Origin of the sequence: Primorskyibacter sedentarius, from assembly GCF_004342065.1 — a bacterium.
GTDB lineage: Bacteria > Pseudomonadota > Alphaproteobacteria > Rhodobacterales > Rhodobacteraceae > Primorskyibacter > Primorskyibacter sedentarius.
On the sequence record NZ_SLZU01000018.1, the window covers coordinates 1 to 13254 of the forward strand.

The 13254-nt window shown below is 56.0% G+C and carries 11 protein-coding genes and 2 pseudogenes; 8 read left to right on the forward strand and 5 right to left on the reverse strand.

Features of this window, described 5'->3' with window-relative positions; translation table 11 throughout:
* Nucleotides 1–236: 236 nt before the first annotated feature.
* Nucleotides 237–479 (forward strand): annotated as a pseudogene (locus tag EDD52_RS18375) (transposase); the annotation flags it as partial.
* Nucleotides 480–539: 60 nt separating this feature from the next.
* Here EDD52_RS18375 and EDD52_RS18380 read toward each other — a convergent pair.
* The 3 genes from EDD52_RS18380 to EDD52_RS18390 all read right to left on the reverse strand — a co-directional run bounded on the left by EDD52_RS18380 (nt 540) and on the right by EDD52_RS18390 (nt 4189).
* Nucleotides 540–1463 carry a sulfotransferase gene (locus EDD52_RS18380; RefSeq protein ID WP_132247708.1) on the reverse strand — a complete coding sequence of 308 codons (924 nt, stop codon included), beginning with the start codon at nt 1461–1463 and terminating at the stop codon, nt 540–542.
* A gap of 196 nt (nt 1464–1659) precedes the next feature.
* Nucleotides 1660–3198 carry a VPLPA-CTERM-specific exosortase XrtD gene (gene xrtD / locus EDD52_RS18385; RefSeq protein WP_243652011.1) on the reverse strand — a complete coding sequence of 513 codons (1539 nt, stop codon included), beginning with the start codon at nt 3196–3198 and terminating at the stop codon, nt 1660–1662.
* A gap of 343 nt (nt 3199–3541) precedes the next feature.
* Complete coding sequence (locus EDD52_RS18390) at nt 3542–4189, reverse strand: rhomboid family intramembrane serine protease (protein ID WP_132247712.1); 648 nt, start codon at nt 4187–4189, stop codon at nt 3542–3544.
* A gap of 204 nt (nt 4190–4393) precedes the next feature.
* On the opposite strand from EDD52_RS18390, the gene EDD52_RS18395 reads away from it, so the two are divergent.
* The gene (locus tag EDD52_RS18395; protein ID WP_207906052.1) at nt 4394–5185 is read left to right on the forward strand and encodes a hypothetical protein; all 792 of its coding nucleotides are present in this window, start codon (nt 4394–4396) and stop codon (nt 5183–5185) included.
* Here EDD52_RS18395 and EDD52_RS18400 read toward each other — a convergent pair.
* Nucleotides 5182–6105, reverse strand: coding sequence for a glycosyltransferase family A protein (locus EDD52_RS18400; RefSeq protein WP_132247716.1), 924 nt, complete (start codon nt 6103–6105; stop codon nt 5182–5184). The genes EDD52_RS18395 and EDD52_RS18400 overlap by 4 nt on opposite strands.
* Before the next feature lie 260 nt (nt 6106–6365).
* Here EDD52_RS18400 and EDD52_RS18405 point away from each other — a divergent pair, with 260 nt between their 5' ends.
* From EDD52_RS18405 to EDD52_RS23875, 3 genes are all read left to right on the forward strand, one after another.
* Complete coding sequence (locus EDD52_RS18405; RefSeq protein WP_132247718.1) at nt 6366–7835, forward strand: hypothetical protein; 1470 nt, start codon at nt 6366–6368, stop codon at nt 7833–7835.
* A gap of 817 nt (nt 7836–8652) precedes the next feature.
* Nucleotides 8653–8871 carry a hypothetical protein gene (locus EDD52_RS23870; protein ID WP_207906053.1) on the forward strand — a complete coding sequence of 73 codons (219 nt, stop codon included), beginning with the start codon at nt 8653–8655 and terminating at the stop codon, nt 8869–8871.
* A gap of 36 nt (nt 8872–8907) precedes the next feature.
* Entirely contained in the window at nt 8908–9315 is a 408-nt protein-coding gene (locus EDD52_RS23875; RefSeq protein ID WP_207906054.1) for a hypothetical protein, read from the forward strand.
* Here the strand turns inward: EDD52_RS23875 and EDD52_RS18415 are convergent.
* Nucleotides 9312–9821 (reverse strand): annotated as a pseudogene (locus EDD52_RS18415) (IS256 family transposase); the annotation flags it as partial. The gene EDD52_RS23875 and the pseudogene EDD52_RS18415 overlap by 4 nt on opposite strands.
* A 510-nt stretch (nt 9822–10331) precedes the next feature.
* Between EDD52_RS18415 and EDD52_RS18425 the strand changes: the two are divergent.
* From EDD52_RS18425 to EDD52_RS18435, 3 genes are read left to right on the forward strand one after another with little or no spacing between them, the layout of a single operon-like run.
* The gene (locus tag EDD52_RS18425; RefSeq protein WP_207906055.1) at nt 10332–11423 is read left to right on the forward strand and encodes a Gfo/Idh/MocA family protein; all 1092 of its coding nucleotides are present in this window, start codon (nt 10332–10334) and stop codon (nt 11421–11423) included.
* A gap of 13 nt (nt 11424–11436) precedes the next feature.
* The gene (locus tag EDD52_RS18430) at nt 11437–12306 is read left to right on the forward strand and encodes a hypothetical protein (protein ID WP_132247720.1); all 870 of its coding nucleotides are present in this window, start codon (nt 11437–11439) and stop codon (nt 12304–12306) included.
* Nucleotides 12306–13100, forward strand: a complete 795-nt coding sequence (locus EDD52_RS18435) for a WecB/TagA/CpsF family glycosyltransferase (protein ID WP_132247722.1) — start codon at nt 12306–12308, stop codon at nt 13098–13100. The genes EDD52_RS18430 and EDD52_RS18435 overlap by 1 nt, the downstream gene beginning before the upstream one ends.
* Nucleotides 13101–13254 lie beyond the last annotated feature (154 nt).

Genomic DNA, 13254 nt, shown 5'->3' on the forward strand with positions numbered 1-13254 from the left:
ACTCCCAGTCGATCAGGGCCGCGAGCTTCACCAGTTCGTGGCGCATGTCGATCATGTCGACCAGCCGAGGCCGCAGGAGATCGTCCTGTTGTGGTGCACGGTCGCGGTGTTTCATGGGGCGGGTCCGAAACTGCAGGGTTTCCAATGGAACCCTATGAAACCCTGCAGTTCAAAGCCAAAGAAATCAGCGCTTTATGACGAAAAATCAGCAGCTTGGACGTTGTTCAATGTGAACCAAAGAACCCTTCGCAGCACCAAAGGCCGTGCTGGCCTATCTGTCGCGCTACAAGCATCGGATAGCTATTTCTAACAGCCGCCTGATCCGTTTCAATACAAACAGCGTTACCTTCCGCGTCAAAGATTACCGTCTCAAAGGTTCGGGCCGCCACACCACAATGACGCTGGCGACCCCAGAGTTCATCCGCCGGTTCCGCTTTAACATTCACCACAATGGCACATTGCGATGCCGTCGGGAGGGAGCATCCACGCCATCAACAAAGCCGTAAGTAGAGGGTATATATGCCAATAACAAAGTCAGGTCATTCAGAAACACGATAGTTTAGATCTTTCAGATCAAGTTGTAGAATTTCTGACATCCTCATGTTTGATTCTTCGTAGTATTTTCCAAGGTGACGCTCAATTTTATCTTGAAGATACTGAAGATGATTCGATTTTCTATCTATATGGGTTGAAAGTCGATTGACCAAATTTACAATTCTGTTCCGGGAGCGAACCCGAATCGGGTAGTTATGATATTCTTCCGGAAGATGAGTTGGATTTGGTGCAATTCTATTTAATATCCGTTCGACCCGCATAGCTGTCACACCACGGCTTTTATGAACGGGCATACTCCCGACATCAGGCTTAATATCTACGCCACAAAAGTCACCTAACTTTTTCAGAAATAGATTTTTGTCAAATTTTAGAAGCTCATAGGGTAATATAAGAAGCTGATCATCTCTGAAGAACTTGCGTAAAATGGAGTACGTCAAGTCATACTCGAAGTGATCCAATCGAATAATTGGTCGAAATCCATCTCTAAATTCTTTAGGATTCAGCATGTCTGAAATAGATAGAGTTCTACCTTGCCTCACGCTTTGAAAGTAGTTAGAAAGTATTATAGACCGTTGTTCGCGTATCACTAGAACAATCCGAGCCTCTGGAATTATTTCAGATATTCTTCGGATAGTACTTTCCGCGTAGTATCTCCCAAAAATCGGATATCCAATCAGGTCCTCTTGGCTGATTGCGGTCACCTTTCCTCTCGGCGCCTTTAGCTCATCTCTTATAGCTTTTTTGTCTAAGCGATCGGAATGTTGTAGTACAAAATACTCAATTGCCTTCGCCGATTGATGGCCCCAGGGAGTATAGAAATCCTCCATAGATCCAAAAATACTCTTTTGTAGAAAAGTTGAAGCTGTTTTTTGTAGTCCTATGTGTATAATCGGAGAGAACTCTGCCATCTAAAGTTAGACTCTTTCTATTTATATATTGTTAGATCTCTGGTCGCGTAGAACTAATCTTGTTCTGACCTATCATGCGAGATCGGCCAGAACATCTATGGATGTTTACACCGACTTGTGTACTCCGAGCAATTGTGCAAGTTGCGGAGCTTTCGTTTCGTGCCCTGGGTTTGTGGGGGGAGCGCTAAAGTCTGGTTCAAAGTGGAATGAATCTGGGCAAGACGTCTTGGAGGTTCTCAAGGGCGTCCTGTAGGCGCTCCTCTGCCATCGCATCGGATTCGTTCGACGAAATCACCGTTGTCAGCCGTACCAATGCGCCATCGGTCCGACCCGTCCGGATGCCGTCCACCATCAGCCAGTATTTCGCGGCGAAGTCCCAAGCGATGCGTCGGCCTTTCTGTTCGAACCAGTAGTAGACCATCATGCGCAGCTCGCCCTTCTGGATGATCGCACGGTTGATCTTGAATGGCATATCGCTGTTCATCTGCGCAGTAATGTCTGAGCGTTCCAACCAGGCAATTTCCCAGCCAGCGCCCGGCAGGCAGATCTCGGGCGAATGCACGCCATCCTGACTTTGATCATCGTACCACGCCATGAAGAGTCCAATTGGCGGAGTCGTATCGTCACGCGCGAGGTCGACCTGTAGGTAGTCATCCGCGGCCAAAGCTTGCTCTACCCCCGGGGACAAGAACTGCCGTGGTCCCTGCTGACGCCAGCCTCCCAGTTGTCGGGGAAACGCGGCGAAACTGTCACGCGCTGCGAGTTGTTCTCCCCGAGACGGCAACACCTGCCAGACACCGGCTGCGACTAGAAAAATCAGGGCCGCTGAAATCAGTGCGGCAGAGGGCTGGATCAGACGCAGGCGCATGGCCTGCGTGCCCAGCCCTTGGGTGTCGAGATCAAGCGCGTCGACGAGCGTCATCTTTTTCCGGTTGAACAGCAGCATGATCCGCGCCAGCCCGAACAAAAGTAGGATGCAGATCAGGAAGATTACCCAGCCTTCAAAGAAATGGCTGAACCCGTCCACCCATTCGACGCCCCAAGTGTTCACGATATACCCGGCCACCGCGATCCGGACCGAATTCATCAACACTGTGATTGGTACGGCAGAGATCAGCAGTACTGCCTTGTGCCAAGTGGGGCCACGGTAGAGCACCGCAAAAATGTAGGAGAAACTGAGGATCGGAAATAGGTAGCGCAGCCCTGAACATGCTTCGGCCACGTGAAGCTTGGTGACGCCCAGATCGATGATGTTACCGTCGAGGAAGACCGGAATCGACAGGATCTTGAGAAACCACACGCCCAACTCGGAAGACACGAACTGCAGCCAGGTGGTCAGTTTGTAATATAGGACCCCGGGAAGCGGGAGCATGTAGACAAGGTGCAAGACAGGCGGCCAGAAGTGCTTGCCCGTGGACCAGCCGAAGCTGATCAGCAGCACCCCGCCCACCCAAAGGATCAGTGCATAGGCGACGATGTCGGAAATCGTGGCAAGCTTACCCAGAAGCCCAAACAGCAGGGCAATCACGATAACGACAACACCGATCCAGCGCCGATCCGCGGCACCGTGGTTTTCCGGGACCGTCTTCAGTTGCCTCAGGAACAGCAGTGCGGACAGGAGGGGAATAAGCGGGCCGTGACTGTATTCGGGCCGTTGCCAAGCTTCGAGAAGTGCCTCGATTCCATCGTCGAAAAAAATCAGGGCGGCAAGTGTGGCCACGATCAGCCAGAACATGCCCCAGTTCAGAAGACCTCCGAACCTGATTTTGGACTCTGTTGCACTATCCGAAAACGACATACCTGAAACCCATGATGACCAATACTGCAGTCGGTTGCTCTGTACCGAGCCGTGATACCCAGTTCAAGCTTTCCAACCCGTGAACGCAAGCCATGATCCCCGGAATGATCCAATCGTGATTGGCTGGATGACCCCTCCTGATGGCGCTTGTGCAGACAGGATCGGGAGGGATTGACTCAATTTTTTGCTTCGATCTAGCGAAGAACGTATGTCAAAAGCAGGGGGCTAATGCCGCAGGCTGGTTGGGTCTGCGCCAGACGTTGGGGAGAGGTCAGGTGTGCTATTCCGTGTGCGGGCGCGGGTCTATGAGCAGGGCGAGCACCCAGCCCGCGACGAAGCCGCCAAGATGGGCTTGCCAGGCCAGCAGCCCGTCCATGGCCCACCACAGCACGAGGTTCAGCGCCGCCAGGATCGCTGCGGCACGCAGTATGGGCCAGAGCGTTTCCTGCAGCGTGTAGCGGTCCACATAGGCCCAGGCCAGCAGCCCTCCCGCCAGACCGAACAGCGCCCCTGATGCCCCGACCATCGGGGCAGGTCCGGTGGCCAGCGCCGCGTGCCCGACCCCGCCCCCGATCATCGCGCCGAAATAAAGAAGCGCGAAGCCCCATGATCCGACCCGGTCGACAACTTCGCGACCCAGAGACCAAAGCGTCAGCATGTTGACCGCCATATGCACCAGCCCGCCATGCAAGAACCCGTATGTAAGAAACATCGTGTAAGGCTGAGCCGCGTAATTGGGCTGCCAGTTCCTGAGAAGCCCCGACCAGAATCCACCGTTTTCATAGACAGTTGCGCGCAATCTGGGAGCAAGGTCCAGGAATTCAGCCAATTGCAGCAACCCTTCAATCCCAGTGCAGACCGCGATCAGAAAGATCACGAGCCAAGGCTTGCGGATCGAGAATTCACTGGAAGAGATACGCGTCGACATTCGCAGACAATGACCTTGCGCCGCACCGGATGACAAGAGCATCGGCGAGCCTTGGCACAAGGAAGCGTCCTGACGGACTATCGGCTTGACACTTTTCTTCCGAAATGAGGTAACGTAAGGTAAGTTTATAAGTATTTAGCGGAGCGAAAGCTTCGTTATTGTGTAAAGGAGTACCCTGTTTTGCGTATTTTCGTGATACCTTTTGTGGCTGGCCTGCTCAGCGCCTCTGCCAGTTCTGCCTCGACGCTCGGTGCCGAGTACTATTCCTTCGCTTCAACATCCGTAACCGTGGTTTCCGCTACCTATGAACGTTCCGGAGCAGATGCCTTTGCCGCATTGAGCAGAGGGTACTGGCAGGATTGGGGGGGCTTCGGAGGGTTTTACCAAGGCACCGGGGAGTTCTCGCCAGGGGGACTTGGTACATTGGTGTCGGGAAGCGTTGATCAATATGGCCGCGCAGCGGAGGCTTGGGGGCACGCTAGTCAGACCGAGATCGACAGCAGCAGCTACAATATAGGATACCTAACGCCGATGCTGCGTTACGCGCACGAATGTACGAGGTCACCGCAGCATAACTGTAGCGGGGTTGACCGCATTCGTCTGGAAATGTCCTATGACGTGGGTACCCAGGCCGTTACACAAATTCATGCCCCCCTGACAGGGGCAGCCGTTGCTGAGGCCTCTGCCTTTCTGGGAATGGAGTATTTCCATTTTCCGGGATATGACGCAGCTAACCAGATCCCGTGGAGGCCGCGGGATGGCTGGGATTTCCACATAGAGGCAAACGACAATTCTGTCTTCAGCGGCACCTATAGCCTGCTTCTGGACCCAGGCTCTGCGCTGGGGCTCGAATTCCGCTGGGATGTCGCAGGAAGCGCCAGCTATGAGCCCCCGCTGGTGACACCGCTTCCCCCGGCCATTCCACTGATGGCGTCCGGGTTGATTCTGCTTGGTCTGATGGCGCGGCGCCGCTCGCGCGCGGGCGTAAAAGCTTAGGGCGCCCAGAGCGCGACGCGGTCCTCCTCTATCTCGGCCACGGCGCGCGCCTTGCCCACCATCAGCGCACGGCGTTGATAGGCCCGGATGAAGGCCCGCAACTCGCTATCGCCATGCTGTTCTTCACCCCGCAGCATGGCGCCAAGATAGCCCTGTACGATTGCCAGACCGCCCAGAACATAGGGTTTCTGGCGCATCTTGTTGACCGCAGAGGCCAACAGGAACAGGGGACCGGTTCCCATGTAATACTGCCCGAACCCGTGGCGACGCCGCCCTGTGAAGATGCTGGTCTGACTCGATCCCATGGGACGCAGGTGGTTGAAGCGCAGCTCCGGCACGTCCCAGCTGACCGCCTTCCAGCCCAGCATCCGCGCCTTGTGGCAATCGATCCCGTCCCACATCACTTCGCGCACGAAGCCCCCCAGCGCCTCGAAGGCGGTGACTCGGTAGAACTTGGTCATGCCCAAGGACATGTCGTCAGAGATGTTTTCCGACACCATCTGCCCGTCTTCATCTTCGAAATAGGCCTTGCCGGAGCAGGAGGCGATACGTGGATCGGCCTCCATGCGTTCCATCAACCCCTCGAAATAGCCAAGGGGCAGATCGAGGTCGAGATCGAGCTTGCACAGGTAGGTGTAGTCCGAGGGGGTGATCGTGTCGTAGCCCGCGTAAAAGGCCTCGATCACGCCGGGACCCACGGCGCGGTGGCCGCGGTCGGGTTTGGGCACGACGGTGATCCAGTCATGCTGCGCGGCATATTCTGCAAGGATCTGCGGCGTCGCATCGGTCGACCCATCATCCACAATGATCCAGCGCGTCGGTTGGGCTGTCTGGGCCACCACGCTGTCAAGCGTGCGGCGCATGTAGTCTGCCTCGTTGCGGCAAGGAGAGATCAAGACGTAGCTTCGGGGATCGGGCATGATCTGACTGCTTTGCTGTGGCTGGGACATTACCAAGCCTTGTGCCCCAAACCCCCTGTATGCCGCAAGAGTGAGGAGTGCTCCGCTCATACATCAGACTGTTGCCCTGCACGGAACTGGAAGATTACCGTTGAGACTTGATTGTGCTGATTGTCTCGCCCTTGACGTCAATCCGTCATGACACCGCTAGAATGAAGGTATGTTTTTCCCGGAAATCTCTGTTAAGGGAAGGCTGGGGGACAAAATTATAGGTTTCGCCTGTGCCGACGTTTGCTCTTTTGATCTGGCCCCTTTGCGCGCTTGTCATCGGACAAAGGCTTCCTTTTCAGAAGGCTTTGATCTGGGGCATCATCGTGCCCTACCTTTTCCTGCCCGAAGCCTTTTCGATCGATCTGCCAGGTCTGCCCGACCTCGATAAGACAATGATGGTCTCGCTCGGGATACTGATCATCTTCGTTACCAACCGGTCTTCAATTGACCCCGCACCGCGGGAATCCGAGGCGCCGCTTTTGCGATTCCTACTGCTTGTGGGCATCATCATGATATTGACCGCGCCGTCTCTGACGGTACTGAACAATCAGGAGGCGCTACGTTTCGGCAACACCGTAATCCCCGGCCTGCCACTCAAGGAAAGTATAACTGACCCCATAATCACTACGCTGTCGATTGCACCCTATTATTTTGCACGACGCTATCTGGCAACCCCGCAGGCGCATCGAAAGATGCTTATGGTGCTAACGATCATGGGGTTGCTCTATTCGGTGCTGATGTTGATCGAGATGCGATTGAGCCCGCAGTTGCATCGCTGGATCTACGGGTTTCACCAACATTCCTTCTTGCAGCATATTCGCGATGGGTACCGCCCGATGGTTTTCCTGTATCACGGGCTATTTGTCGGTTTTTTCATCTGCACCTGTGTGTTGGCGGCTTTGGGTTTGTGGAAAGCAGGGCAGGGGGTCAAATGGCTGATCGCGGCTGGATGGCTACTTGTGATGCTGCTGATGAGCAACAATCTGGGCGCCACCGTGATCTGTTTTCTCATGACAGCTGTCTATCTGGTCACGGGGCGGTGGATTCAGATCCTGTTCGCCATGAGCATTGGTTTCGTTATCTTTCTATACCCCGTTTTCCGAGGCGCGGGCATTGTTCCCGTCGAACAGATATCGGCCGCCGCGGCAACGGTTTCGGAAGCGCGCTCCAAATCGTTGGGAACCCGTCTCCGCAATGAAGACATCTCGTTGGAGCGCGCTTTAGAGAAGCCGTTGACTGGGTGGGGACGCTGGGGCCGAAACCAAGCCTACAACGAGGCCGGCGAGGTCGTCACCATTCAGGAAGGTGTGTGGATTTTGGCGATCACTGTAAACGGTTGGTACGGTTATCTGGGTCTATTCTCCGTACTCACCTTGCCTGCCATGTTCATGATCGGTGTCTGGCGCCGGAAGGAAATTCCTCCGGAAACCTTTGCGCTGATGGCCATCACCACCGGCAACCTGATCTACATGATTCCGACGGCCCTGCTGACACCGGTCAGTTGGATGACATTCGGGGCGTTGACCGGATTCATGTTGAACCGAGTCCAAGGGAACGAAACTGAAACTGAAACTGAAATGACCGGTGCAGATGGGCCTGTCTCGCACTACACGCGCTTTGCCGGAACCCGAGTGCACACCCCAATGCAGCGGCCAGCGACAGGGGTGGCCCATCATGGGCGGACAAAGGCTCTACAATGACCTGTCCCTAGCTTGTGCTTTGTTCATAACTAAGGTCGGAAAATTGCATCTTGGTAATCGGGTTCTTCGTCTGGAGAAAGCGCAGAACCGCAGCATGTTTATTCCAAAGAGCGTGCTGCCATTCCAACACGTAGATCGCTCCATCAGACCTTGAAAGAAAACAATCCTACTGAGGGTTGGTGTCTGGGCCCTAAGTCGCGCAGCGCCATGCAATCACCCGGTCGCAGACCTCAGGCTGCGTCGATATCTGAAGAAGAAAGGCCTGTGGCTGCTTGTTCAGCATGTCGTTCTTTTGGTTTCGTGAGCGTAAACGCGGACTACTTCAGTGGGGGAGGATCAGTCCGCTTTCAGCTTCGTCGTCGGCTAGGCACATTTTGTTGCGTTAACGCTACGCATATCCTGCAGCACCAACAAAAATACTTAGCGGTACCTTTGTTCAAACGTGGAGTCACCCCAACGCGAGTATTTTGGTTCGGTAGAGCAGGGGCCGGTTGACCAGTTTACTAGTCACCAACAGAAAGCGCGACCACAGGATCCCCATGAACCGTGCCGGGTTTGCCGGAGGCTCCAACTCATTCGTAACCGGTATGAAGATTCCGGTGCCAATGTCCGGCCCCGGTTCTCGGATCAGGGTGTATGGTGCGACCATCCGGGACAGAGGAACCAGGCGCGGGCAGGCCGATCTATACGATGAGCTGTGAGCTCGTGTTAGTAGCTGGCCGCCTCTGCGACTCGCCCGGTTGCGCCGAGAGCGCGAATCCGTAGTTGTCGTGTCGCTCGCCGCTCCCGCTTTTTGTCACTGGCAAGGGAGGCGCATATGCGACGCGTGATCGGAATAGACATCCACCGTACTTTCGGGGAGGGGGTGATCGAGGCGACAGGTAACTACATGGCGGTCTCCCGCGTGCTGACGCCCTATGTGAAGCGGGTGGTAATTGCCAACCCGCTTCAGGTGAAGGCCATCGCCCACGCTCATGTGAAGACCGACAAGGTCGACGCGGCAACGTTGGCGAGCCTGTATGCCGTCGGCTACTAGCCGGAAATCTGGACACCTGATGCGGCGACGGAGGGGATGCGCAGGCTCGTGGCGCGTCGCTATCAGGTCGTCCGGCACCGGACGCGGATCAAGAACGAGGTGCATGCCATCCTGCATACGCATCTGATCCCTAAATGTCCGCATGCCGATCTCTTCAACAAGCGTGGCCGCGAGTGGTTGATGCGACAGCCGGTGCCGGACGACGAACACGCCACGCTGTGCTGGCATATGCTGACGAAGGGGGAGGATTACCGCTGGGCACGGCCCAGTCTCGTAGCGCACGAGAACCGGTCAATGGAACTGGCTGCCGGGTTGCCGCAAGAGAAGGGCAACCAGTGTGGCGCCACCTATGCCTATCACGTCAAGGAGTTGCGACATCAGGAAATGCGGAAGTGTCATAAACTTTGTGTGTCTGGCCCGGCCCATGCGGTTTCAGATACTTAAGCGTCGAAGCGCTCTTCGAACATTATGGCGAACTGGTTGCAGGCTGCAAACCATTCCCGGACATTTCGGCCATCCTTTTCGAATTTGCGGATGGCGAGGTAGATCAACTTGCTCGCGGCCTCGTCTGTCGGGAAGGAACCCCGCGTTTTGAAGGATTTCCGGATCACGCGGTTCAGACCTTCTATGGCATTCATCGTGTAAATGATCTTGCGGATCGCCGGATCGAAGCCAAAGAACGGGATCTCCTCCTGCCATGCCCGTCGCCAGGCCGGGACGATGGACGCGTATTTTCCGGCCCATTTCTCCTCGAAAGCATCGAGCTCGGCCTCGGCCAGATCGGCGGTCGGGGCGCTGTAAATCCGGCGCAGGTCGGCGGCCACGATCTTGCGGTCCTTCCAGGAACAGAAGTTTAGGGAATGGCGCACCAGATGCACGATGCAGGTCTGGACCATAGCGTCCGGGAAGGCGGCGGTGATGGCTTCGGGAAAGCCCTTGAGGCCGTCCGTTCATTATGGGCGCGAGGCGCGGATGTGCGCGCTGCTCACCTTCTGGTTTTTGCTGTCGTTCTTTTTCTTTGCTTACCTGTACAACACCAAGCGACCACACAGTGCATTGGGCTATCGCCCGCCTGCGCCTGAGGCCATCATCCCGATGACCAAAAACCGATCATGCGCTAACTTTCAATATGGACCACTCAAGTGGGGCTGCTCATTCTACTTGGCAGATGTGGGCATTTTCGCTTTGCGGCTACACACAATAAATCATATAAGGTTTATTATGTAAAATAATTCGAGGTACGGAGTGGGTCATCCACCTGCCCCGGCTCGGCAAATCGAAACCTCAGCCTATGTGAAATTTTACCATGGCGGCACAAATCCCGCTGCTCTGCCTGATTTTTGGGCTATCGGACTTGCACCTTGCGTGGAGAGCGGGAATGGCGGATACACCGGGCGATTTCAGAAGTGTCCGGTCGTGTGGGTGGCTGGCATTGATTAAAAGAAGTTGAGGGTAAGATTGTGGGAAAATTGAAAGTCGGCGTCGTGGGGCTTGGAAAGATGGGCCTCAGCCATTTCGCCATGGTCAACGCGCATCCTGACGTGGAAACCATAGCCTGTGACGGCGCTGGGTTCATGGTCGATGTGCTGAGCAAGAACATCAACACGACCATTTACCGCGATTTTGACGAGATGCTGGCCAAGGAGCCGCTTGACGCGGTGGTGATTGCCACCCCCTCCCGGCTGCATGCACCGATGGTGACGGCCGCGCTCGACAAGGGGCTCCATGTCTTCTGCGAGAAACCCTTCTGCCTTGATTGGGCCGACAGCCAGCGGTTGACAGATACGGCCGCTGAAAAGGGTCTGGTGACGCAGGTGGGCTATCACTACCGCTATGTTGGCGCCTTCCGCGAGATGAAGCGGCTGATCGACGCCGGCGCCATTGGCCGTATCACCCATGTCCTGGCCGAGGCCTACGGTCCGGTCGTACTTCGTCCCAAGCGCTCAACCTGGCGCACGGACAAGGCCGAGGGCGGCGGCTGCCTTTACGACTACGCCGCCCATCCGCTGAACCTGCTGAACTGGTTCTTTGGCGCGCCCGACCGGGTGATGGGGTCCCATCTGGGACAGGTCTTTTCCGAAGGCACCGATGACGAGGTGTTCTCGACGCTACGGTGGAACGAAGGACCCACCGCACAGCTTTCGGTGAACTGGTCAGACGAGAGCCATCGCAAGATGTCCACCAAGATCAGCCTTATCGGCACCAATGGTCGGTTGTATGCCGACCGGCAGGAATGCCAAGCCTATCTGCGCAAGCCCGTCGACGGGCTGGAAGGCTACGACGAAGGATGGACGGTAAAATACACCACCGAACTGACCGAAGAGCGCTGGTTCTACCTGCGCGGCGAGGAATATTCCGGCCAGCTTGATGATTTCATCTGCGCAGTTCGGGATGGCAAGCGGCAAGCCCCGGAAAACGGCTTTGCTTCGGCAACCGAGACGGACCGCACGATGGCAATGATCATCGAGAACGCCGAGACCGGGACCCCCGTGGGCGAAGCCCGCACCGGTGCCCCCCAGCCCGCGAAGAAGCGCGGCTGGTTTGGTCGCTGAGGAGGGAAAAGATATGGACAAGCTTCTGTTCGGCGACAATCAGTTCTTTGGCATCAATCACATGTCCGAGGAAAAGGCCCGCGCCCAGGCCATGCGGTTCCAGAAAACCCAAGCCATCATGGATGTGCTCGACGTGGCCTATGACACGGGCATCAACACTTTCATGTGCACGACCCACGACCGCATCGCAGAAATTGCAAAGCGCGTGAAGGCAGACCCGGTACGCTACGCCGATTTCCAATTCTATCCTTGCATGCCCTATGCCCATAAATACGCCAATGCGGTGACGGAGCACGGCATGGTGGGCGCGCTTCGCGAGTTCATGCCCAAGGACGGGCTGCTGGCAACCGCGCTGACGGGGACCAAGGCGCTCGCCACCAAGGAAGTCGACGGCATCGCCAAGGTGCTGATCGACATGGAGATGAAGATGTTCGAAGGCACGAAGACGCCTGTCGTCTTCATCCAGAACGTCTTTACCGACCTGCTTCTGGGGATGGGGTTCACTCGCGCCCTGCGGATCTTCGATGACCATATCCGCGAAAAATGGGGCGCCGAGCCTGCCTATATCACCATGAACATGCCGATGCTGCTTGATGCCTTGGAAAAGGAAGGGATCGAACGTCCGATCATCTGCTCCAACATCAACAAGATCGGGTTCCGCATGTCGGGCGGGTTTGATGCCTATCTCGACGCGCTGAAGTCGGGCCGCGTGCGGGCAGTGGCGATGTCGGTCTATGCGTCAGGCGCAATCCCTGCAGACGAAGCCATCCACTGGGTCTCGGAACTGCCCGGTGTGGAAAGCATCGTCTTCGGCGCTTCCTCGGCCGGAAACATCCGAGGCACGAAAGAACTGGTGGACAAGTATATGGGGCAACATGCGTAATGGCCGATGCAAGCACTACCGAGATGGCCGCAGGGCTGGGCGAGATGAAGCGCGTGCAGATGCTGAACGCTTACGTTCATGACGTCTCCATGGACGACATCGTGGAGCATTTCCGCGAGGGCGTGATGCTGACGCTGCATGTGGACATGATCATGAAGCTCCAGCAGGACCGCGAATTCTACGACCTGCTGGACCAGTTCGACGTGATCACCTGCGACAGCCAGATCATGTATTTTGCCACCAAGTGGCTGGGAACCCCGGTACAGGAACGGGTTTCGGGCAGTGACTACTTCCCGAAATTCTACATGCGCTATGCGAATGACCCGTCCATGACCGTCTTCCTGTGCGGTGGCAAACCGGGCGTGGCAGACTTGGCGGCGAAGAACATAAATGAGAAAGTCGGCCGCGAGATGGTCATAGGCACTGACAGCCCGTCCTTCCATTTTGACAGTGACCCGGCCGAGATCGAACGCATGATCGCCGCGATCAACGACAGCGGCGCAACGGTCTGCCTTGTCGGGCTCGCTGGCGGGCGGCAGGAAAAGTTCATCATGAAGTATCGCGACCGGATGCCGGGCGTGAAGCTTTGGCTGCCTTTGGGGGGCACCATCGACTACGAAAGCGGCACGTTTGACCGACCTCCCGTCTGGATTACCGAATGGGGTTTTGAGTGGCTTTACCGGCTGATCAAGGAACCCCGCGCGCGCTTCCACCGCTACGTGATTCATGAGCCCCCCTTCTTGTGGGCGGTGCTCAAACAGAAGCTGGGACGCTATCGCGACCCCTTCGCCTGACCAAAGCGAAACAAAACAGACCCCACTGAAACTGTTCCGTTAGGCGCGCGCCCAAGGGCGTTGCGTCAACTTTTGCTGTTATTGCTGTATCGCTCGCCCTGCTTTCAACTCAGGGCGGAAAACTGACAAAGCTCACAATATGCTTAAAATTTTA

Excerpts from the sequence above, each read along its gene's own strand:
- EDD52_RS23875 (WP_207906054.1), top strand. The coding sequence starts at position 8,908 with ATGCGCAGGCTCGTGGCGCGTCGCTATCAGGTCGTCCGGCACCGGACG.
- EDD52_RS18430 (WP_132247720.1), top strand. The coding sequence starts at position 11,437 with ATGGACAAGCTTCTGTTCGGCGACAATCAGTTCTTTGGCATCAATCAC.
- EDD52_RS18435 (WP_132247722.1), top strand. The coding sequence starts at position 12,306 with ATGGCCGATGCAAGCACTACCGAGATGGCCGCAGGGCTGGGCGAGATG.
- EDD52_RS18390 (WP_132247712.1), bottom strand. The coding sequence starts at position 4,189 with ATGTCGACGCGTATCTCTTCCAGTGAATTCTCGATCCGCAAGCCTTGG.
- EDD52_RS18400 (WP_132247716.1), bottom strand. The coding sequence starts at position 6,105 with ATGCCCGATCCCCGAAGCTACGTCTTGATCTCTCCTTGCCGCAACGAG.
- EDD52_RS18380 (WP_132247708.1), bottom strand. The coding sequence starts at position 1,463 with ATGGCAGAGTTCTCTCCGATTATACACATAGGACTACAAAAAACAGCT.
- EDD52_RS23870 (WP_207906053.1), top strand. The coding sequence starts at position 8,653 with ATGCGACGCGTGATCGGAATAGACATCCACCGTACTTTCGGGGAGGGG.
- xrtD (WP_243652011.1), bottom strand. The coding sequence starts at position 3,198 with ATGTTCTGGCTGATCGTGGCCACACTTGCCGCCCTGATTTTTTTCGAC.